The following is a 23931-nucleotide window of genomic DNA, read 5'->3' on the forward strand; positions in this document are numbered from 1 at the left end:
GGGCTTTTCCCTTGTGTGGCGTCAACCCTCGCGCCATGCGTCTAGACCGGGCGCGCCCCCCTGTGAACGCGAACGAGGCCCCGTCGACTGACGGGGCCTCGTACTGCGAATCTGAGTCAGATCAGCGTGCAGCGCCCTTGAGCGAGCCGGTGGTCTGACCAGCGGGGTCAGAGATGACGCACTGCACGACGCGGTCGTTCAGTTCGTCCCAGGTCTGCTGGGTCGGCGTGATCGGGTAGACCTCGAGCACGGAGTCATTGAACGCGATGCCGACGAAGGTCGTGTAGGCGTCGCCGATGCACTCCTGCGATGCGGCGTCGATGTTCTCCTCCGAGAACTCGCCGTCGTCCATCGTGATCTCGTAGTAGACCTCTTCGTCGTGCGGCTGGTCGCACGGGACGACGTCGGCGTCCTCGATCAGGCCGGTGTCACTCGCCATCTTGCAGTCGCCGAGCTTCAGCGAGAAGATGTCGATGTTCGAGCTCTCGGTGACCTGACCGGACTCCTCGTCGCGGTCTGCGTCTCCGGAGCCTCCTCCCAGAATCCCGTTGAGCGCGCTACAGCCGGTCAGTGCGACCGACAGCGCTACGGCAGAACCTGCCAGCGCCAGTGCGCGTCGCGTGCGCATCTTCATCATTTCGTCCCCTCCAGAGCCTTGGTGAGCGGGTATATCGATATCCCGCCTCAAGCACGCTATCCGGCTCGGAGTCTGTGATGCAACTCCGAGAAGGCTGTGGTTGGGCTGAAAGGTCGGGTCAGCCTTCGAGATCGTCGACGCCGGGCACCCAGCTGGCGCCGGGCTTGCCCCATCCGCGTTTCTTGGCGATCTTCTGCACGGTCTTCCAGTCGCCGTCCGAAAGGCGGTCGATGTACAGGATCCCGTCGAGGTGGTCGAACTCGTGCTGCATGATGCGCGCACGCCATCCGTCGACCGAGATCTCGACGGGCGAGCCGTCGAGATCGATGCCTGTGACGCGCACCCGCTCGGAGCGACGCAGCGGGAATCGCTCGCCGGGGAACGAGAGGCATCCTTCGGATTCGAGCTCGTCGTCTGGCTCGCCCGGTTCCAGCGGCACCATCCAGAGTTCGGGGTTGATGAGGACCCCGCGCCACGGCTGATCGTCGTCGTCCACGTAGGCGTACGTGTAGATGCGCAGGGGCACGCCGACCTGGGGTGCGGCCAGACCGACACCGGGCGCGGTGTCCATCGTCTCGAACATGTCGGCGACGAGCGTGCGGATGTCGTCGGTGATCTCTTCGACGACGGATGCGGGGGAGTGCAGGACGGGATCGCCCATGATGCGAATAGGAAGAACAGCCACGCCATAACCCTACTCGGCGCATATCGCCGGGTAGGGTCTTAGGGTGAGCATCTCCGTATGGATGACAGGGGCGGAAGACGTCACCGACCAGCTGGTAGGCGCGTTCCAGAACCCGGGACTGCTCCTCGGCATCCCCCTCGCACTCGCAGGCGCGGTCTTCATGTCGCTCGGCGCGCAGTATCAGCATCGCGGCGTCGAGAAGATGGAGCGACTGAGCGGAGCGAATGGGGCGTCCGGCCTCTCAATGACCCAGGTCCGCGGGTTGCTGACTCGGCCGTCGTGGCTCGTCGGGACTCTGATGCTCGCCTTGGCCATCGTGTGTCAACTCGCAGCCCTCACTGTGGCGCCCCTGATCGTCGTTCAGCCGCTCGGTGCGATCGCTCTCGTCATGACGACGCTGCTCAACGCCCGCATCTCGGGGCACTCACCGACCAAGCAGTCGATCACCGCGATCGTGTGCTGCGTCGGCGGAATCTTCCTCTTCGTCTTCTTCGCGGCGATCTTCGCCACGGAGAAGGAGGTCACCGACACAGAGCTCTTCACGATCCTGGCCATCTTGCTCGTCGTGATCATCATCCTCGGCGCATGCTGGCTCGTCCTTCGTCACCGCATGCGTGCGCTCTTCTACATCGTCGGCGCAGGAATCCTCTACGGCTTCGTCGCGACGCTCGCGAAGGTCGTCATCAAGCGCGTCCAGGCGGGCAACTTCGACTGGATCACCATCGTCTGCGTGATCGCCCTGATCGCCGCGGCGGCTGTCGGAGCCTACTTCGTGCAGACGGCCTACAGCTCGGGCCCGCCGGATCTCGTCATCGCAGGGCTCACCGTCGTAGACCCCCTGATCGCCGTGCTCATCGGCATGGTGGTCCTCGGCGAGGCAGCCGCTGCACCGCCGTGGGTTCTCGTGATCTTCGCGATCGCGGGAGCCATCGCCGTATGGGGCGTCGTCGGACTCGCGCGTTACCACCCTCAGGTGCTCAGCGACAGTCAGGACCTCGGGATCCCTCGCGGAAGCGACGACGCCACGGGCGGCGAGCCCGAAGAGGCCTGAGCCGATCCTGCCGATCAGGGTTAGTACGCGGGATCGATGAGGTCAGGAGAGACCTCTGAGGCGGCAGCCTCGTCGACGAAGAACACCGTGCGCTTGCGACCCTTGGCGCCGGCCGCCGGAACGTTCGTGTAGCTCGCACCGGCAAGGGCGAGGCCGAGCGCCGACGCCTTGTCTGCGCCCGTGAGCACGAGCCAGACGCGCTTCGAAGCGTTGAGCACCGGACGCGTCAGGGTGACTCGCTCAGGCGGCGGTTTGGGGGAGTCCCGCACCGGCAGTGCGGCGGCATCGGTCACCGTGACCTCGGGGCGATCGGGGAAGAGCGAGGCGATGTGGCCGTCCGGCCCCACGCCGAGGAAGCAGACGGCGAACGACGGCCACGGGTGCTCCTCGGTTCCGTAGCGCGCGAGCTCTGCGGCGTAGGCGGCTGCAGCCTCGTCAAGGGTCAGACCCTCACTTGCGGCGGCGACCTCGTGCACGTTCTCGGCAGGAACGGGGATGTGGTCGAGAAGAGCCTCCCGCGACTGCACGGCGTTGCGGTCGGCGTCGTCGCGAGCGACGAAGCGCTCATCGCCCCACCAGAAATGCACCAGCGACCAGTCGATCTGAGCCGACCGAGCGTCTTCGCGAGTCGCCCGCAGGACCGCGCCGCCCATGGAGCCGCCCGTGAGGGCGATATGAGCGACGCGGCCGTTGCGCGTGCGGGCGCGAAGGCGCGTCAGGAATCGGTCTGCCACGCTCGCGGCGAGTGCCGCGGGCGTCGGCTCGACCACGACCCGCTTCTCAGCGGATGCTGTCTGCGTCGACATCATTCTCCTGTCTCGGGCGGACCCAGCTTCTCCCAGCCCTCGGTGATCACTCGACCGTACAGGACGTCCGGGTCGAGGCGACGCAGCTCCTCGGCGAGGCACTCGCGCAGCGTGCGGCGGGGGAGGTGCAGGTCGTGGTCGGGCTGATCAGGCTGCGTCAGCACTGCCATTCCCGGAGTGGGGCGTTCGAGCAGGATGTCTCCGGATGAGCGGTGAAGCCGCACCGACTTGATGCCCTCCTGCCAGTGCTCGGGGTCTTCGTACGACCACTTGACCGGGACTTCGAGGGCCATCTGCAGCCACGCGGCCAGCAGGGCCGTCGACGGCGAAGCGGATCCACCGCGGACCTCGACAGCCGTGACCTCTTCGAACGGCGGCTGGTCGAGCACGGCGGCGAGCTGCTCGCGCCAGTGCGTGAGACGCGTCCAGGCGAGGTCGGTGTCTCCCGGAGCATGCGTCTCGCCGAGCTGCGCGAGGCGATCACGGACGTCGGGTGCCGTCGCGGCATCCGTGATGCGTCTCTGCGCGATCTTGCCGAGCGGCGACCCGGCCGGCGACTTCGGCGCCTCCTCGGGCCACCACGCGACGACGGGGGCATCGGGCAGAAGCAGCCCCGTGACGAGGCTCTCTTCGTTGCTCGCGGCGTCTCCGTAGGCGCGGAGGACGACCACCTCGGAGGCTCCGGCGTCGCCGCCGACGCGGATCTGCGCGTCCAGTCGCGATTCGCCGTCGCCCGTGGTGAGCACGATGACGCGCATGGGATGCTCGCGTGAGGCGTCGTTGGCCGCGTCGATCGCGGCTTCAGCGACACCGTTGCGGGCCGAGATGATCAGTGTGAGCACGCGGCCGAGCGCGACGGCCCCGCCCTCTTCGCGCACCTTGACGAGCTGCTTGGCGACCTGGCTGACGGTCGTGTCGGGAAGGTCGATGATCATGGGCGTCTCCAGACTCGTCCGTCACGGGCAAGGAGGTCGTCGGCGGATGCCGGACCCCATGAACCGGGGGCGTACTGGTCGACCGGACCACCCTCGGCTGCCCAGTACTTCTCCACGGGGTCGAGGATCTTCCAGGAGAGCTCGACCTCTTCATGCCGCGGGAACAGCGGCGGATCGCCCAGGAGGACGTCGAGGATCAGTCGTTCGTATGCCTCGGGGCTCGCCTCGGTGAACGCGTGGCCGTAGCCGAAATCCATGGTGACGTCGCGCACGTTGGTTCCGTTGCCCGGCACCTTCGAGCCGAAGCGGATCGTGACGCCCTCATCGGGCTGGACGCGGATCACGAGCGCGTTCTGGCCGAGCTCCGACGTGTTCGAGCGGCCGAACAGGTGCTCCGGCGCCTTCTTGAACACGACGGCGACCTCGGTGACACGTCGGCCGAGACGCTTGCCCGTGCGGAGGTAGAACGGGACACCGGACCAGCGACGGGTATCGATCTCGAGCTTGATCGCGGCATACGTCTCGGTAGCGGATTCCGGGTTCATCCCGTCCTCGTCGAGGAAGCCGGTGACCTGCTCGCCACCCTGCCAGCCGCCCGCGTACTGACCGCGGGCCGTGGCGAGTGCGAGGTCTTCGGGAACGTGCACCGCGGCGAGTACCTTCTCCTTCTCGGCGCGGAGGTGCTCGGCGGAGAGGCTGATCGGCTCTTCCATCGCGGTGAGCGCGAGCAGCTGCAGCAGGTGGTTCTGGATGACATCGCGCGCGGCACCGACGCCGTCGTAGTATCCCGCACGGCCTCCGACGCCGATGTCCTCGGCCATCGTGATCTGCACGTGGTCGACGTAGTTGCGGTTCCAGATCGGCTCGTACAGCTCGTTCGCGAAGCGCAGCGCCAGGATGTTCTGGACTGTCTCCTTGCCGAGGTAGTGATCGATGCGGAAGATCGAGTCGGCCGAGAACGCCACCTCGAGGGCGGCGTTGAGCTCGCGTGCCGACTCGAGGTCGTGGCCGAACGGCTTCTCGATCACGACACGGCGCCAGCGCTCGTCGTCATCGTCGTTCGCACCGACGAGACCCGAATCCTTGAGCTGCTTCGCGACGAGAGGGAAGTCCTTCGGCGGGATCGACAGGTAGAACGCGTGGTTGCCCATCGTGCCGCGTTCGACGTCGAGCTGGTCGACGGTCTCACGGAGCTTGCGGAACGACTCGGCGTTGTCGAACTCGCCCGAGACGAAGCGGATGCCCTGGAGCAGCTGCGCCCAGGTCTCCTCGCGGAACGGCGTGCGAGCGTGCTGCTTGACGGCGTCGTAGACGACCTGGGCGAAGTCCTGGTCCTCCCAGTCGCGTCGGGCGAAGCCGACGAGAGCGAACCCGGGTGGCAGGAGCCCGCGGTTGGCGAGGTCGTAGACGGCGGGCATGAGCTTCTTGCGTGACAGGTCTCCAGTCACACCGAAGATCACGAGAGCACTGGGCCCCGCGATCCGGTTGAGACGGCGATCATCGGGGTCACGCAGCGGGTTGTGCCCGCGCGAGATTGGAACAGACATCAGTGGGGGATTCTCCTGGCTGTTACTTCTGTGCGGCTTCGAAGAGGGTGAGGACGTCGGCCGACGAATCGGTGATCGTCAGGGAGACGACCGGGCGGCCGTGCTCGGCCAGGACGCCGGCATCGCCGGCCGCCTGTGCCTCGATGAGCTGGCCGAACGTGAACGGTCGCTCGGGGATCTCGAGATCGACGTCGGTGCGCTCCAGGATCTGCAGGAACACGCCCTGCGCCGGTCCGCCCTTGTGATACTGGCCGGTGGAGTGCAGGAACCGGGGCCCCCAACCGAACGTTGTCGGACGACCGGAGTCGGCGGCGACGAGCTCGCGAAGACCCTGTAGCTGCGGGACGTCGAGCCGGTTGACGTATGCCTGGATCGACACGTAGCCGTCCGCCGGCAGCGCAGCCCACAGCGCGTCGAGCACACCCTCGACGGTTCCGGATGCCGCGAGAGCGGGGTCGGACACGCGAACCTCGACGCCGTTCTCGACGAATGCCGGAGCGGTCGGTGCCGGACGGGCGTCGAGCAGACCGCGCGCCGCGACCTTCGCCGACTCGACGTCGGGCTGATCGAAGGGATTGATCCCGAGCAGGTAGCCGGCGATCGCCGTCGCGTACTCCCAGACGATGAGCTGCGCACCCAGCGAACCGCTGACGAGGATCTCGCCTTCGTGTCGCTCGCGCAGGTGGAACTCGTTCGCGTCGTCGACGAGCCGCACGATCTGCAGATCGGACGGCTGGGAATCGAGCTCGGGCGACACGGGCAGCAGCACGACGGGCAGGATGCCGGTGCCGTCCTTGCCGGTGGACTCGGCGATGAGCTGCTCGATCCAGTCGGGCAGGCCGTTGATGTGCGTGCCGTCGGTGATCAGGCCGAGCTTGTCGCGACGAGGCACCGTGGCGGAGATCGCCGCGGCCAGGCGCAGGGCGGGGTTGTCGGCCGAATCGATCGCGACCTCGAGGAGCGAGGCCTCTGCCTCGTCGAGGAGCTCGTCGATGTCAGCGCCGGCGAGGCCGGTCGGCACGAGTCCGAACGCGGTGAGCGCCGAGTAGCGTCCGCCGACGTTGGGGTCGGCGTTGAACACGCGATAGCCGGCTTCGCGAGCGGCGGCGTCGAGCGGCGAGCCCGGGTCGGTCACCACGATGATGCGCTCGACGGGGTCGATGCCGATGTCGCGGAACGCGGCCTCGAACGTGCGCCGCTGCGAGTCGGTCTCGACCGTCGAGCCGGACTTCGACGACACCACGAGTGCGGTCTCCTGCAGACCACCGTCGAGTGCGGCGAGGACCTGGCTCGGAGACGTCGAGTCGAGGATCGTGAGCGGCACGCCCGCGGTCTGAGCGATCACCTCGGGGGCGAGCGACGAGCCGCCCATGCCCGCGAGCACGACTCTCGTCACACCGTTCGCTTGCAGATCGGCGCGCAGGGCGGCGATCTCGGCGACCAGAGGACGCGAGACGGACACCGCCTCGACCCAACCCAGACGGATCGACGCCTCTGATTCGGCTGCCGGGCCCCACAGGGCCGCGTCGCCACCGGTCACACGCGAGGCGACGAGGTCGTGGACGAGAGCGGGGACCGTCTCGTCGATCGCGACCCGAGCCGCGCCAGAGGCGTGGATCGCAAAGGTCATCGCTGCGCCTCGAGGCCCTCGGCCACCTGCGTCAGCAGGTCGTGCCACGAGTCGATGAACTTGGCGACGCCCTCGTCCTCGAGCACCTGCGTGACGTCGGTGAAGTCGATCCCGAGGTCGGCGAGGCCGGCGAACACCGCGCGGGCTTCTTCGTAGCCACTCGTGATTGTGTCGCCCGCGACCACCCCGTGGTCGAACGTCGCCTCGAGCGTCTTCTCGGGCATCGTGTTGACGACGTCCTTGGCGACGAGCTCGGTGACGTACAGAGTGTCGGGCAGCGCCGGGTCCTTGACGCCGGTCGATGCCCACAGCGGACGCTGCGCGTTCGCACCGAGCTTGATGAGGTCCTGAGCACGCTTCTCGGCGAACTTCTGCTCGAAGAGCTCGTAGGCGAGACGCGCGTTCGCGAGCCCGGCCTTGCTCTTGAGCGCCTCGGCCTCGTCGGTCCCGATCGCCGAGAGACGCTTGTCGGTCTCGGTGTCGACGCGAGAGACGAAGAACGAGGCCACCGAGTGGATGCTCGACAGGTCGAAGTCGGCACTGTGCGCCCGCTCGAGCCCGGTCAGATACGCGTCGATGACCTCGGCGTAGCGCTCGAGGCTGAAGATCAGGGTGACGTTGACGCTGATGCCAGACGCGATCGCCTCGGTGATGGCGGGCAGACCCGCCTTCGTCGCGGGGATCTTCACGAGCAGGTTCGGCCGGTCGACCTTGGCCCAGAGCTTCTTGGCCTGCTCGACGGTGCCCTCGGTGTCGTGTGCGAGGTCGGGGGAGACCTCGATCGAGACGCGGCCGTCCACGTGACCCGACTTCTCCCACACGGGGCGGAAGATGTCGAGAGCGGCGGCGACGTCCTGCGTGGTCGCCGCGAAGACGGCTTCTTCAGCCGTGGCGCCCGATGCGGCGAGCTCGGTGACCTGCGCGTCGTACGACGTGTTGTTCTTATCGGTGATCGCATTGGCGAAGATCGTCGGGTTGGTCGTGACGCCGACGACGTTGCGGGTCTCGATCAGCTCGGCGAGGTTGCCGGAGGAGATACGGGTGCGTGACAGGTCGTCGAGCCAGATGCTGACACCGGCTGCTGCGAGGTCTGCGGTGGGGGTGCTCATGCGTTCTCCTTGATGGTCTCGCGTGCGGCCGCGATGACGGCCTCGGTGGTGATGCCGAACTTCTGGAACAGGGTCTTGTAGTCGGCGGAGGCGCCGAAGTGGTCGATGCCGACCGAGCGGCCGCGGTCGCCCACGATGCCGCGCCAGCTGAGCACGGAACCGGCTTCCACCGAGACGCGGGCCGTGACGGCCTTCGGCAGGACCGACTCGCGGTATGCCTCGTCCTGCTCCTCGAACCACTCGAGCGACGGAGCGGAGACGACGCGCACGTTGATGCCCTCGTCGGCGAGTGCCGCACGGGCGTCGACCGCGAGCTGCACCTCGGAGCCCGTCGCGACGATGATCACGTCGGGGGTTCCGTTCGGAGCCTCGGCGAGCACGTAGGCGCCCTTCGCGACGCCGTCGGTCGAGGCGAAGACATCGCCCTCGGCTGTGCCCTGTCCGCGCTCGAACACCGGGATGTTCTGGCGTGTCAGGGCGATGCCGGCCGGGCCCTCATGCCGACGGAGGATCTCGAGCCATGCGGCTGAGGTCTCGTTGGCGTCGGCGGGGCGCACCAGGGTGAAATTCGGGATGGCGCGCAGCGTCGCGATCTGCTCGATCGGCTGATGCGTGGGCCCGTCTTCGCCGAGAGCGACGGAGTCGTGCGTCCAGACGAAGATGCTGGGCACGTTCATCAGCGCGGCCAGACGCACCGGCGGGCGCATGTAGTCGCTGAAGATGAGGAACGTGCCGCCGAAGGCGCGCGTCGGGCCGTGCAGCACGATGCCGTTGACGATCGCGCCCATGGCGTGCTCACGGATGCCGAAGTGCAGCACACGGCCGTAGGGGTCGCCAGACCACTCGTGCGTCGACCACTCGGCGGGGATGAAGGACTTGGAGTCCTTGATCGTGGTGAGGTTCGACTCGGCGAGGTCGGCCGAGCCACCCCAGAGTTCGGGAAGCTCGGCGGCGAGAGCGTTGATGACCTGTCCCGAGGCTGCACGGGTCGAGACGTCCTTGCCGCTCTCGAAGACGGGAAGCGCCGTGGCGATGTCTGCCGGAAGCTCCTTGGCCTCGAGGCGGTCGAGGAGGGCCTTGCGCTCGGGGTTGGCGGCGGCCCAGGCGTCGAACGACTGCTGCCATGCGGCGCGGCTCTCGGCGGCGCGGTCAGCGAGGCCACGGGTGCGGGCGATGACGTCGTCAGCGACGGCGAAGTGCTCGTCGGCGTCGAATCCGAGGACCTTCTTGGTCGCGGCGAGCTCGTCGCCACCCAGGGCGGATCCGTGGATCTTGCCGGAGTTCTGCTTGCCCGGCGACGGCCAGCCGATGATCGTCTTCAGGATGATGAGCGAGGGCTTGGAGGTCTCGCCCTTCGCAGCCTCGATGGCGGCGTGGAGCTCGGCGACGTCTTCGACGTACTCTCCGGACTTCTTCCAGTCGACGGTCTGCACCTGCCAGCCGTAGGCCTCGTAGCGCTTGGCCACGTCTTCGGTGAAGGCGACGTTCGTGTCGTCCTCGATCGAGATCTGGTTGGAGTCGTAGATCGCGATGAGGTTGCCGAGCTCCTGGTGGCCGGCGAGCGAGGAGGCCTCGCTGGTGACGCCCTCCTGGAGGTCGCCGTCGCCGGCGATCACATAGACGAAGTGGTCGAACGGGCTGGTGCCCGCTTCGGCCTCGGGGTCGAAGAGACCGCGCTCGTAGCGAGCGGCGTAGGCGAAGCCCACTGCGGAGGCGAGTCCCTGGCCGAGCGGGCCGGTGGTGATCTCGACGCCCTTGGTGTGGCCGTACTCGGGGTGTCCGGGGGTGAGCGAGCCCCAGGTGCGCAGCGCCTTGAGGTCGTCGAGCTCGAGGCCGAAGCCGCCCAGGTAGAGCTGCACGTACTGGGTGAGGGAGGAGTGTCCGACCGAGAGGATGAAGCGGTCGCGACCAAGCCAGTCGGTGTCGGTCGGATCGTGACGCAGCACCCGCTGGTAGAGGAGATACGCGGCCGGAGCCAGGCTCATGGCAGTGCCGGGGTGGCCGTTGCCGACCTTCTCCACGGCATCCGCAGCCAGAAGACGCGCGGTGTCCACCGCGCGTCGGTCGATCTCATCCCACTGCAATTCCGACACTGTGAAGCCCTTCTGCAACTGTTCGAGAGCGCCCGGATTGCACGATCGCAGTCCGCAACGCTACGGAAGGGTTTGTGATGTGCGCTGGGCGCGCGAGTCATTTCAGCATAGCGCCGAGGTTTGACCCATTACCCCCCTTTACAACGCTCCGTCCTTCCAGTAATTCCCTGGATCTGTCGCGGCTTCCGCGGCCCGGTGGGACTGCGGATCAGGGTTTCTGGAACGCGATTCCGTGACACCCGGGCGAGGCGGATGCAGAAGGGAACACGGCTCACGGACGGACGGCGGGCGAGCCTCTCGTCTCGCGTGCCCTAGACTGGGAAACGCTGTCGTGACGCGTGTGGAGGAGGCGATCGAGATCTCGACGATGTCTGATCAGACCGTTGTGAAGAAGTCCATCGGTCGCACCGTGAAGGCGTACGTCGCCCTCACCAAGCCGCGCGTCCTCGAACTGCTGCTGGTGTCGACCGTCCCGGTGATGTTCCTCGCCCAGGGCGGTCTACCCGATATGTGGCTGGTTCTGGCCACCGTCATCGGCGGATCGTTGAGCGCGGGGTCCGCCGCGGCGTTCAACATGTATCTCGACCGCGACATCGACGCCCATATGCATCGCACCGAGAACCGTCCGCTCGTCACGGGTGAGATCACCCCGAGGGGCGCTCTGATCTTCTCGTGGACGCTGGCCGTGGTCTCGACCGTATGGCTGTGGTACACGACGAACTGGCTGGCCGCGACGCTGTCGGCATCCGCCATCTTCTTCTACGTCGTGATCTACACGATGATCCTCAAGCGCCGCACGGAGCAGAACATCATCTGGGGCGGCATCGCCGGATGCTTCCCCGTGCTCATCGGCTGGGCCGCCGTCACCGGTTCGCTGGACTGGCCGGCGTTCATCCTCTTCGCACTCATCTTCCTCTGGACGCCGCCGCACTACTGGCCACTCTCGATGAAGTACAAAGACGACTACGAAGACGTCGACGTGCCCATGCTCGGCGTGACCCGCAACGCCTCGCAGGTCGGACTCCAGGTCATCCTTTATGCCTGGGCCACCGTCGCCTGCTCGCTGCTGCTGATCCCGATCGCGAACATGGGCCTCGTCTACGGCGTCTCGGCCGCCGTGTTCGGCGGCTGGTTCATCTACGAGTCGCACCGTCTGTACAACCAGGCGGTGCGGGGCAACGAGGCGCGGCCGATGCGAGTCTTCCACGCCTCGATCACCTACTTGACGCTGATCTTCGTAGCCGTCGCCGTCGACCCGCTGCTGCCGTTCTGAGTCTCGTCGTCCTCGGTGATCTGCGCGGCATCCGCGTCGGTCGCATCGCTCTCGACCGTCGTGGTCTCGTTGTCGTCGACGCCGTCTGATTCGGCGTTCCAGTCGATCGGCTCGACGACGACGGGGGTGGGGGACGGCAGAAGCGCCTGCACGGCGCTCAGCGCCACCGCGATCAGGATGCCGATGACGCCTGCGCCCAGAAGCCCGGCGCCGACGACGACGAGCGACTGCCCGACGTAGACCTCGATGCCGGTGGCCGTGCCGTCGAGCAGAGTGCTCGTCATGGTGCCGATCTGACCGGCGATGAGCCAACCGCCCACACCGGCCGAGGCGAGCGAGAGTGCGAGGAGGAGCCAGAAGCCGATGCTGCGTGTCAGTGACTTGTTCATGCCAGCCACGTTGCACGACGAGCTGATGAGCCTCTGATGCCGCAGCTATGCATCCACTGTGCCGAGGGCGCGGAGAGCGCCGAGCAATCGGCGCGCTCGGTCACTCCCGGGGAGCGAGCGGCTTCTTCAGGTGCAGCACCACGACCGTGTATGCCGCGGCCGAGAGCGATGCGAGCACCATGTGGATCCCGACGAGCAGGGGAGGAAGACCCTCACGCGCCTGCCAGATGCCGACACCGACCTGCACGAGGATCGCGATCACGAGCACGAGCAGCCACTTGCGAGGCTCGAGACGCAGCGCCCACGCCGAGATGGTGAGCGCGGCGACGAGGGCGGCGAGGATGTATCCGGGCCACGCGTGGACGTGCGCGAGCACAGTGGCGTCGAACCCGTGACGCAGCACGTCTGCATCACCTGAATGCGGGCCGGAGCCGGTGGTGAGAACGCCGAAGACGATCGTGACGGCGAGAGCAAGGCCGGTGACATGGCTCAGGATCGCGAACCACTTCGGGACCGCGCGCTCCCTCGGACCCGGCTGCCCGTAGAGGCGCACCAGGAACGCCGCGGTGACGCACACCAGCAGCAGAGACGACACGTAGTGGAACCCGACGATGAAGGGGTTCAGGCCCGTGAGCACGGTGATGCCGCCGACGAGTGCCTGCGCGACGACTCCGAGCAGAACGATCCAGGCGAGGATGACGAGATCACGTCGCTCGGTCGTCAGGCGGACCGAGCGCACCATGGCCGCGATCACGGCGATGAGCAGAGCGCCCATGGCGAACGGGGTCGCGGGAAGCGAGAACAGCGACACGATCACGAAGGTGACGACGGCCGCGACGATGCCGGCAGCCGCGAAGCGCAGGGCCGAGAAGACCAGGAGCCGGCCGCCGGTACGCGCCAGCACGAGAAGCAGAACGGCGAGGGCGACGATGCCGACCACGCCCGTCATGACACGGTTGCCGAACTCGATGATTCCGTGGATTCCCTGATCGGCATAGATCGGAACGAGCGACTCGGGAGTGCAGAGCGGCCACTCAGAGCATCCGAGGCCGGATCCGGTGAGGCGCACTGCGCCACCGGTGCCGATGATGATCGTCTGGGCCAGGAAAGACAGCCAGGCGAAGACGCGGAGCGCTCGTCCCCAGAGCATCGCGTGCGCCGACGCCGGTGCGTTCACGGGGGAGGAGATCGAGGTCTGGGGCATAAGTCTTCTCCGAACCGCCCGGACACGGCGAGCGGCCCTGTCTTCAGGCGGAACCTGTAGAATCGGATTGTTGTGATGAGCGCTTACCGCGCTGAAGCATCACCAACAGTTTAGGCGCGATGGATGCGCCGGTGATGAGGGCCCACCAACGGCACCCGCTCCCGCAGACTCGACGGGGATCAGGTGTGTCGGGGCGGATGACACCGTTTTGGGACCTGTGAGGAGAGTGTGTGATGTCGGATGTACTGATCGACCGCCCGGAGCTTGACGGCCTGGGGGTGTACGAATTCGGATGGCATGACGAAGATGCCGCCGGAGCCATCGCCAAGCGTGGAATCTCTGAAGAGGTGGTCCGCGGGATCTCGGCGCTCAAGCACGAGCCCGAATGGATGCTGAAGACCCGCCTCAAGGGATACCAGCTCTTCGGACGCAAGCCGATGCCGACCTGGGGTGCAGACCTCAGCGAGATCGACTTCGACAACATCAAATACTTCGTGCGCTCCACGGAGAAGCAGGCGCAGTCCTGGGAGGACCTGCCTGTCGAGATCCGCGAGACCTACGAGCGCCTCGGCATCCCCGAGGCCGAGCGCCAGCGCCTCGTCGCCGGAGTCGCCGCACAGTACGAGTCCGAGGTCGTCTACCACCAGATCCGCGAGGACCTGGAGGAGCAGGGTGTCATCTTCATGGACACCGACACGGCGCTGCGTGAGCACCCGGAGTTCTTCGAGGAGTACTTCGGAACGGTGATCCCCGCCGGCGACAACAAGTTCGCCGCGCTGAACACCGCCGTGTGGTCTGGCGGCTCGTTCGTCTACGTCCCCAAGGGGGTGCACGTCGAGATCCCGCTGCAGGCGTACTTCCGCATCAACACCGAGAACATGGGCCAGTTCGAGCGGACGCTGATCATCGCCGACGAGGACAGCTACATCCACTACATCGAGGGCTGCACGGCTCCGATCTACAAGTCGGACTCGCTGCACTCGGCCGTGGTCGAGATCATCGTGAAGAAGAACGCCCGCGTTCGGTACACGACGATCCAGAACTGGTCGAACAACGTCTACAACCTCGTCACCAAGCGTGCGGTCGCACACGAGGGCGCGACGATGGAGTGGGTCGACGGCAACATCGGCTCCAAGGTGACGATGAAGTACCCGTCGATCTACCTGATGGGCGAGCACGCCAAGGGCGAGACGCTCTCGGTCGCCTTCGCGGGCCCCGGTCAGCACCAGGACGCCGGCGCGAAGATGATCCACATGGCGCCGTACACCCAGTCGTCGATCGTCTCGAAGTCGATCGCCCGTGGTGGCGGTCGTGCGGGATACCGCGGTGAGGTCCGGGTGGACGCCAACGCGCATCACTCCGCGAACACCGTGCGCTGCGACGCTCTGCTGGTCGACACCAAGTCGCGCTCCGACACGTATCCGGCGATCGACATCCGCGTCGACGACGTGCAGCTCGGCCACGAGGCGACCGTCTCGAAGGTCAGTGAAGAGCAGCTCTTCTACCTGCAGTCTCGCGGCATGCCCGAGGACGAGGCGATGGCGATGATCGTGCGCGGCTTCATCGAGCCGATCGCGCGCGAGCTGCCCATGGAGTACGCGATGGAACTGAACAAGCTCATCGAAATGGGCATGGAAGGATCGGTCGGCTAAATGGCGGCCTCGACGACAGCGCCCAGCGAGGCGCAGCACACGAACGCGCACATCGACCCCGCAGCACAGGTCTCATCCGCCGGATTCGTTCCGGTGCAGACCCGCTCGGAGCGCCCCCACTCCTTCGACCCTGACGACTTCGGTGCGCCGACCGGCCGCGAGGTCAACTGGAAGCACACTCCGGTCGCCAAGCTCTCGCCTCTCTTCGAGGTCGCGGGCTCGGGAGAAGGCGTGAACTACTCGTTCGGCTCGGGGGAGCAGTACGTGTCGGCGCCGCTGGCGGCCGGCGATGCGCCGCGCGGAGAGGTCTTCCTCGCGGAGGACATCACCGCCGCGATCGCATGGCAGGGCTCGCCCGAGGCGCTGCACATCCGCATCCCGCGTGAAGAAGAGGTCGCTGAGCCCGTCTTCGTCGCGATCGACGGGCTCGGTGCAGACCGTCGCGCCGACGCGCACATCGTGATCGAAGCGCTCGAGCACAGCTCCGCCACCGTCGTGCTCCAGCACACGGGCGCTGCGCAGTACTCGCAGAACGTCGAGATCATCGTGCGCGACGGAGCGAAGCTCACCGTCATCAGCCTGCAGCAGTGGCAGGACGAGGCAGTGCACACCTCGGCGCACCAGGCTCGCGTCGACGCGGATGCCACCCTCAAGCACTTCGTCATCAGCTTCGGCGGCGGCGTCGTCCGGGTGAACCCGAGCGTCGAGCTCGCAGGCGCAGGCTCGGAGGGCTACCTCTACGGTCTCTCCTACGCCGACGCCGGCCAGCACCTCGAGAGCCAGGTCTTCCTGCACCACAAGGGGCCGCACACCAAGGGCGACGTGCTCTACAAGGGCGCGCTCCAGGGTCAGGGCGCGCACAGTGTCTGGATCGGCGACGTGCTGATCGGCGCCCACGCGAACGGCACCGATTCGTACGAGGCCAACCGCAACCTGGTGCTCACCGAGGGTGCTCGCGCCGACTCGATCCCGAACCTCGAGATCGAGACCGGGGACATCCTCGGAGCCGGCCATGCCAGCGCCACCGGTCGTTTCGATGACGAGCAGCTGTTCTACCTGCAGGCCCGAGGGATCAGCGAAGAGGAAGCACGCCGCCTCGTCGTGCTCGGCTTCCTCACCGACATCGTCCAGCGCCTGGGAATCCCCGCGCTGGAGGCCGAGCTTCTCGCCGCGATCGAGACGGAGCTCGCCGAGGTGAACGCATGACCGCCGAGCGCGTCTGCGGTGTAGCCGAACTCGAGCAGGACATGCCGCTGCGTGTCGAGCCGAACGGCGTGCCGATCACCGTCATCAAGGACTCCGAAGGCGTGATCCACGCCATCGGAGACACCTGCACCCACGGTGACATCTCACTCTCCGAGGGCTTCGTCGAAGGAGAGACAGTGGAATGCTGGGCCCACGGCTCGGCGTTCTCGCTGCTCACCGGCAAGCCCCAGAATCTCCCTGCTTATGAGCCCGTTCCGGTCTACGTCGTCGAGATCGACGGCGACGACGTGCTCATCGACCCGACCGTGACGAAGGAAGTCTGAATGTCTGTTCTCGAAATCCGCGACCTCTACGTGACGGTCGAGACCGAGGCGGGAATCACCCCGATCCTCAACGGAATCACCCTCACGATGAACACGGGTGAGACGCACGCGATCATGGGCCCCAACGGCTCGGGCAAGTCGACTCTCGCTTACACGATCGCCGGCCACCCGAAGTACACGGTGGCGTCCGGCTCGATCACGTTCGACGGCCAGGACGTCCTCGCCATGAGCGTCGACGAGCGCGCTCGTGCGGGCCTGTTCCTCGCGATGCAGTACCCGGTCGAGATCCCCGGTGTGACGGTGACGAACTTCCTCCGCACGGCCAAGACCGCGATCGACGGCGAGGCTCCGGCGATCCGCGGGTGGACCAAGGACGTCAAGGCGGCCATGTCCAACCTCCGTATGGACCCGAAGTTCGCCCAGCGCAACGTCAACGAGGGCTTCTCGGGTGGCGAGAAGAAGCGTCACGAGATCCTCCAGCTCGAGGTGCTCAAGCCGAAGTTCGCAGTCCTCGACGAGACCGACTCCGGTCTCGACGTCGACGCGCTGAAGATCGTCTCCGAGGGCGTCAACCGCGCCAAGGAGTCGACGGGTCTCGGCGTGCTGCTCATCACGCACTACACTCGCATCCTCCGCTACATCCGCCCCGACTTCGTGCACGTGATCGTCGCGGGCAAGATCGTCGAAGAGGGCGGCCCGGAGCTCGCCGACCGGCTCGAGGACGAGGGATACGACCGTTTCCTCGACCCCGCAGCCCCCATCGAGGCGTAGGCTGATTCGCATGACAGCCACCCTCACCGACGCGAAGTACGACGAAGTCACCGAGGCTCTCAAAGACGTCATGGACCCGGAACTCGGGATCAATGTCGTCGACCTCGGCCTCATCTACGATCTCGCGTGGGATGACGAGAACGACGCTCTCGTCATCCACATGACGCTCACCAGTGCAGGCTGCCCACTGACCGACGTGCTCGAGGACCAGACCGCTCAGGCTCTGGACAGCGTCGTGGATCGCTTCCGCATCAACTGGGTGTGGATGCCGCCGTGGGGTCCCGAGAAGATCACGGACGACGGGCGCGACATGATGCGCGCCCTCGGCTTCGCCATCTGAGGATGCTCGAGGTCAAGGCCCTGCCCCTGGCAGAGCTACGCGAGCGCAGCAGCGAGAAGTGGCGGGAGTATCCCGCCGACGTGCTTCCGCTCTTCGTCGCGGAGACCGACTTCCCGTTGGCGCCGGCGATCTCATCGGCTCTTCGACGCGCTGTCGACCTCGGCGATACCGGGTACATCGCCTCGCGAACGCCGCTGCCTGAGACCTACGCGGCCTTCGCTCTCCGTCGCTTCGGCTGGCGTGCGGATCCGTCGCGGATGCGCACGACCGCCGACGTGAGCATGGGGATCGTCGAGATACTGCGCCGCGTCACGCAGCCGGGGGAGCGCGTGGTAGTCACCACGCCGGTCTACCCGCCGTTCTTCGACCTGGTCTCCGAGGCCGGCGCCGAGGTCGTGCGGGTGCCGCTGCTCGACACCGGCACGGAGTGGGAGATCGATCTCGACGGCATCCGCGCAGCCTTCGAAGACGGTGCCACCGCGATGTTGCTCTGCAACCCGCACAACCCGACCGGCACGGTGCACAGCCGCGACTCGCTGACCGCTCTCGCCGAGATCGCCGACGAGTTCGGTGCTGCGGTGATCGCGGATGAGATCCACGCGCCGCTCGCCCAGCCGGGAACCGGGTTCACGCCCTTCCTCGACGCGGGTGACGCCGCCGAGCGCGTGGGCTACGCCGTCGTGAGCGCGAGCAAGGCATTCAATCTCGCGGGCCTCAAATGCGCGCTCATGGTGACCGCCGTCGACCGCACCAGCGCCATCGTGCGCGGGCTTCCGGTCGAGGTCGAGTGGCGCACCGGGCAGTTCGGCCTCCTGGCGGCTGTGGCCGCATTCTCCGAGGAGAGCGACGAGTGGCTCGACGGGCTGCTCAGGACGCTCGATGAGAATCGCGTGCTGCTCGAGGATCTCCTGACGTCGAAGCTCCCCGCCGCGCGCTATCGGATCCCCGATGCCGGATACCTGGCCTGGATCGATCTCTCGGGTCTCGGATGGGGAGACAACCCCGCGCGCCGGATCCTGAAGGAGGCGAAGGTCGCCCTGCACTTCGGACCCGCCTTCGGCGAGCAGGGCAGCGGGTTCGTCCGGCTGAACTTCGGCACGAGCCCGGAGGTCATCACCGAGGCCATCGAGCGCATCGCGTCGCTCGTGGACCGATGACGACCGAGCAGCAGGCGACCGCATCGATCTGGGACCGGGAGCGACTCTGGGTCACCGCCGGTGCTGTCGCACTGATCTTCCTCGCCGCGATCGAAGCACTGGCGGTCACGACCGTCATGCCCATCGTCAGCGAAGCGCTCGACGGGCGCGAGCTGTACGCCGTCGCGTTCGCCGGAACGCTCGCGACGAGCGTGATCGGCATGGTCGCGGCGGGTGCCTGGTCGGATGCCCGTGGTCCGCGCGGTGCCCTGTACGCCGCGGTGTCGCTGTTCATCGCCGGACTGCTGCTGTCGGGCTTTGCCGTCTCGATGGATCAGTTCCTCGTCGGCCGTCTCGTCCAGGGCCTCGGCGCCGGTGGTCAGACGGTGGCGCTGTACGTGTTGGTGGCCCGTCTGTACCCACCGCACCTTCATGGAAGGATCTTCGCAGCGTTCGCCGCCGCCTGGGTCGTGCCGTCGATGATCGGCCCGTTCCTCGCCGGGGCGGTGGCAGAGTATCTCGACTGGCGCTGGGCGTTCCTCGGCGTCGCCGTGCTGACGATCATCGCCTTCGTGATCGTCGTGGCGCGGTTGCGAGGCGTCGACCTCGGACACGGCGAACCGCAGAATCGCCAGGCGCTCGTCATCCGCCTTGTTCTCGCGGTGGTGGTCGCGGTCTTCGCGGTGCTGATCGGCTTCACAGCCGAGATGACCGTGCACCTCGCATGGCCGGTGGCGATCGGATCCGTCATCGTGATCGCCGTCGCACTGCTGCCGCTTGTTCCCCGGCGCACGCTCCGCGCCGGTCGCGGTCTGCCGAGTGTCGTTCTCATGCGCGGCATCGCCGCAGGGGCATTCTTCGCGGCCGAGGCATACATCCCCTACCTGCTGATGGAGCGCTTCGACTTCACGGCCACCTGGGCGGGGATCGCGCTCATGTTCGCCGCCTTCGCATGGGCCGGGGCTTCGCAGCTGCAGGGGACCTTCGGCGAACGTCTCGGCAACACCCGCATCACCGTGATCAGCCTGTTGCTCATCCTCGTGGCACTCGTGCTCGTCTTCGCGTCAGCGCAGTGGGGTGTGTCGCCTGTGCTCGTCGTCGTGGGGTGGGGCTTCGCCGGTGGTGGCATGGGGCTGCTGTATCCGCGCCTCACGGTGCTGACGCTCGCCTATTCGAACGAGGGCAACCAGGGGTTCAACTCGTCGGCGCTGTCGATCTCAGACGCTGCGGGTTCGGCTGTGGCGATCGCCCTGGCGGGGCTGGCTGTCGCGACGCTGGGCGGGGATGCCGCGTCGTTCGGGGTGGTCTTCGCGTTCTGCCTCGGTCTGGTGCTGCTGGCGTTCGTGCCGGGACTCAGGCTGGGCCACGCCGCGGAGTCGTCCGAGGGCTGACGCCGACGCCGAGCGGTTCTCCGGCGAGCGCGGTGACGCCCAGGTCGAAGACGCGGTCGAGGCCGGCGGTGACGTCGGCCGTGCCGTCGGCGAGAGCGGCTCCGTGGCTGTCGGCGTGCATGCGCTGCTGCACGAGCGTCGCGTGGCCGAGCACGAAGTGCAGGACTGCCGCTGCTCGATCGGCGGCGTCGGTGTGGCCGTGGCGCGCGAGCGCGGCCTCGAGCGCGGTCTGGGCGTATGACGAGCCGAGACGCAGGGCGTAGGTGCTGAGCACGAGCTCCGCGCCGTCGCGATAGGTGAACAGGGCGTCGCGGATGCCGCGCGCGGTGGTCAGCACGTCGGCATCGTCGCGGGGGATCCCCGCAGTGATCCGGTCGGCCAGCTCTGCCAGAAGCTCCTGCTTGCTCGAGAAGTGCCAGTAGAGAGCGCTCGGCTGGACATCGAGCCTGCCCGCGATCCGCCGCATCGACAGGTCGGCGAGGCCGACTTCGTCGAGGAGGGCCAGCGCCACGCGCGCGACGCCGGCACGGTCGTGACGGACCGAGTTGTGCTCTGGGCTCATGTGATCAGTATAGTGAACACCGTTCAGGTGAACAGTGTTCAGGAAGGTGTCGATCATGACCCAGCAACGCGATGACCTCGGTCGCGAACTAGCAAGAGTGGCGATCTTCGCCGCGCTCATCATCGTTCTCGGCATGGTGACGATACCGATTCCCGGCGGCGTGCCGATCACCGCGCAGACCCTGGGGGTCATGCTCGCCGGTGCTGTGCTCGGACCCCGCCTGGCCCCGCTCTCGATTCTCCTGGTGCTCGCTCTCGCCGCGATCGGACTTCCTGTCCTCGCCGGTGGGCGGGGCGGCCTCGGCGTCCTCGTCGGTCCGACCGCCGGATACCTGCTCGGATGGGTGGCAGGCGTCATCGTGATCGGTCTCATCGTGGGCAGCGGTCGACTCAGTTGGTGGCGGATCGCCCTCGGAGTCGTCGTCGGCGGCATCCTGGTCGTGTATCTGTGCGGGATCCCCGTGACGGCTCTGGTGCTCGGGCTCGACCTCGGCCCGACCGCGCTCGCGAGTCTGGTGTTCCTCCCCGGCGATCTACTCAAGGCGGCCGCGGCGACGGCGCTGGTTCTCGCGCTGCGGCGCGCGTACCCCCGGGCGTTCGGCCTGCGTGGCGCCGCAGCGCCCGTATCCGTCAGTGCGATCTGAGACCGCGGTCGGATCGATCTCGCTCGACGGCGTGACCGTCGAGCGGGAAGGGCGGTCGATCCTGCGCGATGTGAGCGTCGAGCTCACGGCCCCGAGGATCGCGGTGATCGGCGCGAACGGATCGGGCAAATCGACTTTCGCGCGCCTCTTGAACGGCCTCGTGCTGCCGGATGCAGGGCGAGTCACGGTGCACGACCTCGATTCGCGCCGCGACACGAAGGCCCTTCGACGTCGTGTCGGTTTCGTCTTCACTGACCCGCAGTCGCAGATCCTGATGCCGACGCCCGCGGAAGATCTCGCGCTCTCGCTGCGCGGCTCACCCCGGATGGAGGTCGCCAGTCGGGTGGCAGCCGCACTCGCCGAGCACGGACTGACCGACAGGGCGGACGTCCCCGCGTCCGAGCTGTCCGGCGGTCAGAAGCAGTTGCTGGCTCTCGCGTCGGTGCTGATCACCGAGCCGCGACTGATCGTGGCAGACGAACCGACGACGCTGCTGGATCTGCGCAACGCCCGAAGGGTCTCCGATCTGCTGCTGGCGCTGCCGTCGCAGGTCGTCATCGCCACCCATGACCTCGATCTTGCGGTGAGATGCGACCATGCGGTGCTCTTCGACGCAGGGTCGCTCATCGCAGCCGGCGCCCCGGAGGACATGGTCGCCGAGTACCGCGGGCTGTGCGGATGATCCAGTCGTATCGGCCCGGGGCGAGCATCGTCCACCGGATGCCGGCGGGGCCCAAGCTCGCGCTCTTCGCTGCGCTCGCGCTCGTGTCGTCCGCGTACCCGCATGACGGATGGAGCGTCACGGTCTCGCTCGTCGTCGCGGGCACGCTGTATCTCGTCGCCGGGCTGCCGGTGAAGGTCCTGATCGTCGAGATATGGCGGCTGCGCTGGCTCGTGCTGGTTCTCGGGTCGGCGCTGTGGATCTTCGTCTCGCCGCTCACCGCGTGGATCAGCACGACCAGGGTGACGTCGCTGCTCCTGCTGGCCGCGCTCCTCACGATCACGACTCGCATGGGTGATCTGCTCGACGTGCTGCACCGGATGCTGCGGCCGCTGCGTCGGCTGGGTGTCGACGCCGATGCGGTCGCGATGACGATCTCGCTGACGCTCACGATGATTCCGGTGGTCGCCGGCTTCGCCCATACGGTGCGCGAGGCGCAGCGGGCGCGGGGCATCCGTCTCGGCCTTCGGACCACTGTGCCGCTCATGGTCAGGACGCTACGCCACGCGGACGAGGTCGGCGACGCTCTCGCCGCTCGCGGTCTGGTGTGACCGGCGGGCGAGACGCTGGGAGAGCAGCATTCCGCCGACGGCGAGCGCGGCCGTCGGAACCGTCGTTCCTGCCACGAGAAGCAGGACGACCGAGGCGACGCCGAGCGCCGCCGCGATCACGATCCGGTGAGGTGAGTCAGCCGCTCGGGGCGACGGCTGCGTCTCGATGCGCGTGAGCGTGACCGCGATCAGCGCGGTGAGGGCCAGTGCGGTCGCGAGCCAGAGCGGACGAGACACCCACCACGCGACGGTGCTCGGATCCGGCAGCGCGATTCCGCCGGCGAGCGAGGCCGTGGCGCAGAGTCCGGCCATGGCGAGCAGCGTCGGCATGTGCCACAGGTAGATCGTCATGGTGCGTCTGTTGACGAAAGCGGCGAATGCGGCCGGGGCCGGGCGACGGCTGAACGCGCCGATGCGATCGCGGAGAAGCGCGACGGCGCTCAGGTGCACGACCCCGACGAGAAGCAGTGCTGCGGTGGGTGGGTTGATGTTGGCGATGAGGTCAGGGGAGTAGAAGCCGGTCGTGAAGGCGCCGAGGAGTGCGATCACCGCCACCGCTCCTGCGATCGCCCGTGTTCGTCGGCTCAGTCCGTCGATCGTGCCATCGGCGAGGAAGAAGCCGACCTGCTGCAGTGCGAGCCAGACGAATGCGAGATTCAGGAAGCCCACTCCCTCGAGCCCGGTGATCGCGCGGAGCGCGTCGACGGCGAGCGATGCTGCGACCATTGCGGCCAGGGTGCTCAGCGGCTTCCGGGCGTGAGCCCTCGCGAGCGCAGGAAGAAGTGCCTGGCACCCCAGGAAGACGGCGAGGAACCACAGTGGCTGGCTGTAGCGGAAGCCGGCGACCGCGATGATGTCGGCCGGGATGCCGGCGACGCTCAGCGCCGCGAGCGCCGCGCCGACGATCCCGATGGCGAACAGGGCCGGCCGCAGCAGCCGATGCACCCGGGCGGCGATGAACGCGGCTGCGGTGCCGCCGCGCGCCTGCGTGCGCCGGAAGGAGATGTAGCCGGCGAACCCGCCGATGATGAAGAAGAGCGGCATCACCTGGAGAACCCAGCTGATGGGCACGATCCACCATGATCCTTCGCTGGCGTTCGCGAACACCGGACTGCCGTCGACGACGGTGACTCCGACCATGATGGCGTGGAGCAGCACGACTCCCACGACGCAGATCGCACGCAGGAAGTCGATCGTGGTGTCGCGCCCGCCCGGAGAAGGCAGCGGCGGAGCGGTGCGCGGTGGTGCCTCGACGATGGTCATGGTTTCCTCCTCG

24 protein-coding genes are annotated in these 23931 nt (G+C 67.3%); 12 read left to right on the top strand and 12 right to left on the bottom strand.

Features of this window, described 5'->3' with window-relative positions:
* Positions 1 to 121 precede the first annotated feature (121 nt).
* The gene (locus RQG82_RS12365; protein ID WP_311259367.1) at positions 122 to 628 is read right to left on the bottom strand and encodes a septum formation family protein; all 507 of its coding nucleotides are present in this window, start codon (positions 626 to 628) and stop codon (positions 122 to 124) included.
* A gap of 127 nt (positions 629 to 755) precedes the next feature.
* The gene (def, locus tag RQG82_RS12370; RefSeq protein ID WP_311259368.1) at positions 756 to 1322 is read right to left on the bottom strand and encodes a peptide deformylase; all 567 of its coding nucleotides are present in this window, start codon (positions 1320 to 1322) and stop codon (positions 756 to 758) included.
* 61 nt (positions 1323 to 1383) lie between these two features.
* Here def and RQG82_RS12375 point away from each other — a divergent pair, with 61 nt between their 5' ends.
* Positions 1384 to 2373, top strand: a complete 990-nt coding sequence (locus RQG82_RS12375) for a DMT family transporter (protein WP_311259481.1) — start codon at positions 1384 to 1386, stop codon at positions 2371 to 2373.
* A 20-nt stretch (positions 2374 to 2393) separates the two neighbouring features.
* On the opposite strand, the gene pgl is transcribed toward RQG82_RS12375, so the two are convergent.
* The 6 genes from pgl to tkt are packed head-to-tail and all read right to left on the bottom strand — an operon-like array spanning position 2394 to position 10493.
* Positions 2394 to 3179, bottom strand: a complete 786-nt coding sequence (gene pgl, locus RQG82_RS12380; RefSeq protein WP_311259369.1) for a 6-phosphogluconolactonase — start codon at positions 3177 to 3179, stop codon at positions 2394 to 2396.
* A complete protein-coding gene (locus RQG82_RS12385; protein WP_311259370.1) occupies positions 3179 to 4114 on the bottom strand; it encodes a glucose-6-phosphate dehydrogenase assembly protein OpcA in 936 nt (311 codons plus the stop codon). The genes pgl and RQG82_RS12385 overlap by 1 nt, the downstream gene beginning before the upstream one ends.
* On the bottom strand, positions 4111 to 5661 hold the full coding sequence (zwf, locus tag RQG82_RS12390; protein ID WP_311259371.1) for a glucose-6-phosphate dehydrogenase: 1551 nt from the start codon (positions 5659 to 5661) through the stop codon (positions 4111 to 4113). Before zwf ends, RQG82_RS12385 begins: the two co-directional genes overlap by 4 nt.
* Before the next feature lie 22 nt (positions 5662 to 5683).
* Positions 5684 to 7291 carry a glucose-6-phosphate isomerase gene (locus RQG82_RS12395; protein WP_311259372.1) on the bottom strand — a complete coding sequence of 536 codons (1608 nt, stop codon included), beginning with the start codon at positions 7289 to 7291 and terminating at the stop codon, positions 5684 to 5686.
* Positions 7288 to 8400: a transaldolase gene (tal, locus tag RQG82_RS12400; RefSeq protein WP_311259373.1), complete on the bottom strand. Its 1113-nt coding sequence runs from the start codon at positions 8398 to 8400 to the stop codon at positions 7288 to 7290. Before tal ends, RQG82_RS12395 begins: the two co-directional genes overlap by 4 nt.
* The gene (gene tkt, locus RQG82_RS12405) at positions 8397 to 10493 is read right to left on the bottom strand and encodes a transketolase (RefSeq protein WP_311259374.1); all 2097 of its coding nucleotides are present in this window, start codon (positions 10491 to 10493) and stop codon (positions 8397 to 8399) included. Before tkt ends, tal begins: the two co-directional genes overlap by 4 nt.
* Positions 10494 to 10860: 367 nt before the next feature.
* Between tkt and RQG82_RS12410 the strand changes: the two genes are divergently transcribed.
* Positions 10861 to 11766, top strand: coding sequence for a heme o synthase (locus RQG82_RS12410; protein ID WP_311259482.1), 906 nt, complete (start codon positions 10861 to 10863; stop codon positions 11764 to 11766).
* On the opposite strand, the gene RQG82_RS12415 is transcribed toward RQG82_RS12410, so the two are convergent.
* The gene (locus RQG82_RS12415; protein WP_311259375.1) at positions 11712 to 12155 is read right to left on the bottom strand and encodes a hypothetical protein; all 444 of its coding nucleotides are present in this window, start codon (positions 12153 to 12155) and stop codon (positions 11712 to 11714) included. The two genes, RQG82_RS12410 and RQG82_RS12415, sit on opposite strands and share 55 nt — an antisense overlap.
* 100 nt (positions 12156 to 12255) lie before the next feature.
* The gene (locus RQG82_RS12420; RefSeq protein ID WP_311259376.1) at positions 12256 to 13359 is read right to left on the bottom strand and encodes a COX15/CtaA family protein; all 1104 of its coding nucleotides are present in this window, start codon (positions 13357 to 13359) and stop codon (positions 12256 to 12258) included.
* 233 nt (positions 13360 to 13592) lie between these two features.
* On the opposite strand from RQG82_RS12420, the gene sufB reads away from it, so the two are divergent.
* From sufB to RQG82_RS12455, 7 genes are read left to right on the top strand one after another with little or no spacing between them, the layout of a single operon-like run.
* Positions 13593 to 15011, top strand: coding sequence for a Fe-S cluster assembly protein SufB (gene sufB / locus RQG82_RS12425; RefSeq protein WP_311259377.1), 1419 nt, complete (start codon positions 13593 to 13595; stop codon positions 15009 to 15011).
* Positions 15012 to 16217: a Fe-S cluster assembly protein SufD gene (sufD, locus tag RQG82_RS12430; protein WP_311259378.1), complete on the top strand. Its 1206-nt coding sequence runs from the start codon at positions 15012 to 15014 to the stop codon at positions 16215 to 16217. It begins immediately after the preceding gene.
* The gene (locus RQG82_RS12435; protein WP_042537584.1) at positions 16214 to 16540 is read left to right on the top strand and encodes a non-heme iron oxygenase ferredoxin subunit; all 327 of its coding nucleotides are present in this window, start codon (positions 16214 to 16216) and stop codon (positions 16538 to 16540) included. The genes sufD and RQG82_RS12435 overlap by 4 nt, the downstream gene beginning before the upstream one ends.
* Positions 16541 to 17311, top strand: a complete 771-nt coding sequence (gene sufC / locus RQG82_RS12440; RefSeq protein WP_311259379.1) for a Fe-S cluster assembly ATPase SufC — start codon at positions 16541 to 16543, stop codon at positions 17309 to 17311.
* 10 nt (positions 17312 to 17321) lie between these two features.
* The gene (locus RQG82_RS12445; protein WP_060926108.1) at positions 17322 to 17651 is read left to right on the top strand and encodes a metal-sulfur cluster assembly factor; all 330 of its coding nucleotides are present in this window, start codon (positions 17322 to 17324) and stop codon (positions 17649 to 17651) included.
* A gap of 2 nt (positions 17652 to 17653) precedes the next feature.
* Positions 17654 to 18808 carry an aminotransferase class I/II-fold pyridoxal phosphate-dependent enzyme gene (locus RQG82_RS12450; RefSeq protein ID WP_311259380.1) on the top strand — a complete coding sequence of 385 codons (1155 nt, stop codon included), beginning with the start codon at positions 17654 to 17656 and terminating at the stop codon, positions 18806 to 18808.
* Positions 18805 to 20178: an MFS transporter gene (locus RQG82_RS12455; protein ID WP_311259381.1), complete on the top strand. Its 1374-nt coding sequence runs from the start codon at positions 18805 to 18807 to the stop codon at positions 20176 to 20178. Before RQG82_RS12450 ends, RQG82_RS12455 begins: the two co-directional genes overlap by 4 nt.
* Here the strand turns inward: RQG82_RS12455 and RQG82_RS12460 are convergent.
* Positions 20141 to 20740 carry a TetR family transcriptional regulator gene (locus RQG82_RS12460; protein WP_311259382.1) on the bottom strand — a complete coding sequence of 200 codons (600 nt, stop codon included), beginning with the start codon at positions 20738 to 20740 and terminating at the stop codon, positions 20141 to 20143. The two genes, RQG82_RS12455 and RQG82_RS12460, sit on opposite strands and share 38 nt — an antisense overlap.
* 55 nt (positions 20741 to 20795) lie before the next feature.
* Between RQG82_RS12460 and RQG82_RS12465 the strand changes: the two genes are divergently transcribed.
* From RQG82_RS12465 to RQG82_RS12475, 3 genes are read left to right on the top strand one after another with little or no spacing between them, the layout of a single operon-like run.
* Positions 20796 to 21383 carry a biotin transporter BioY gene (locus RQG82_RS12465; RefSeq protein ID WP_311259383.1) on the top strand — a complete coding sequence of 196 codons (588 nt, stop codon included), beginning with the start codon at positions 20796 to 20798 and terminating at the stop codon, positions 21381 to 21383.
* The gene (locus RQG82_RS12470; protein WP_311259384.1) at positions 21373 to 22065 is read left to right on the top strand and encodes an ABC transporter ATP-binding protein; all 693 of its coding nucleotides are present in this window, start codon (positions 21373 to 21375) and stop codon (positions 22063 to 22065) included. The genes RQG82_RS12465 and RQG82_RS12470 overlap by 11 nt, the downstream gene beginning before the upstream one ends.
* Positions 22062 to 22655 carry an energy-coupling factor transporter transmembrane protein EcfT gene (locus tag RQG82_RS12475; protein WP_311259385.1) on the top strand — a complete coding sequence of 198 codons (594 nt, stop codon included), beginning with the start codon at positions 22062 to 22064 and terminating at the stop codon, positions 22653 to 22655. Before RQG82_RS12470 ends, RQG82_RS12475 begins: the two co-directional genes overlap by 4 nt.
* On the opposite strand, the gene RQG82_RS12480 is transcribed toward RQG82_RS12475, so the two are convergent.
* Positions 22602 to 23918, bottom strand: a complete 1317-nt coding sequence (locus RQG82_RS12480; RefSeq protein ID WP_311259386.1) for an acyltransferase — start codon at positions 23916 to 23918, stop codon at positions 22602 to 22604. The two genes, RQG82_RS12475 and RQG82_RS12480, sit on opposite strands and share 54 nt — an antisense overlap.
* Between the last annotated feature and the right edge of the window lie 13 nt (positions 23919 to 23931).

The sequence above is a fragment of the Microbacterium sp. WCS2018Hpa-9 genome (assembly GCF_031843745.1).
Classification (GTDB): Bacteria; Actinomycetota; Actinomycetes; order Actinomycetales; family Microbacteriaceae; genus Microbacterium.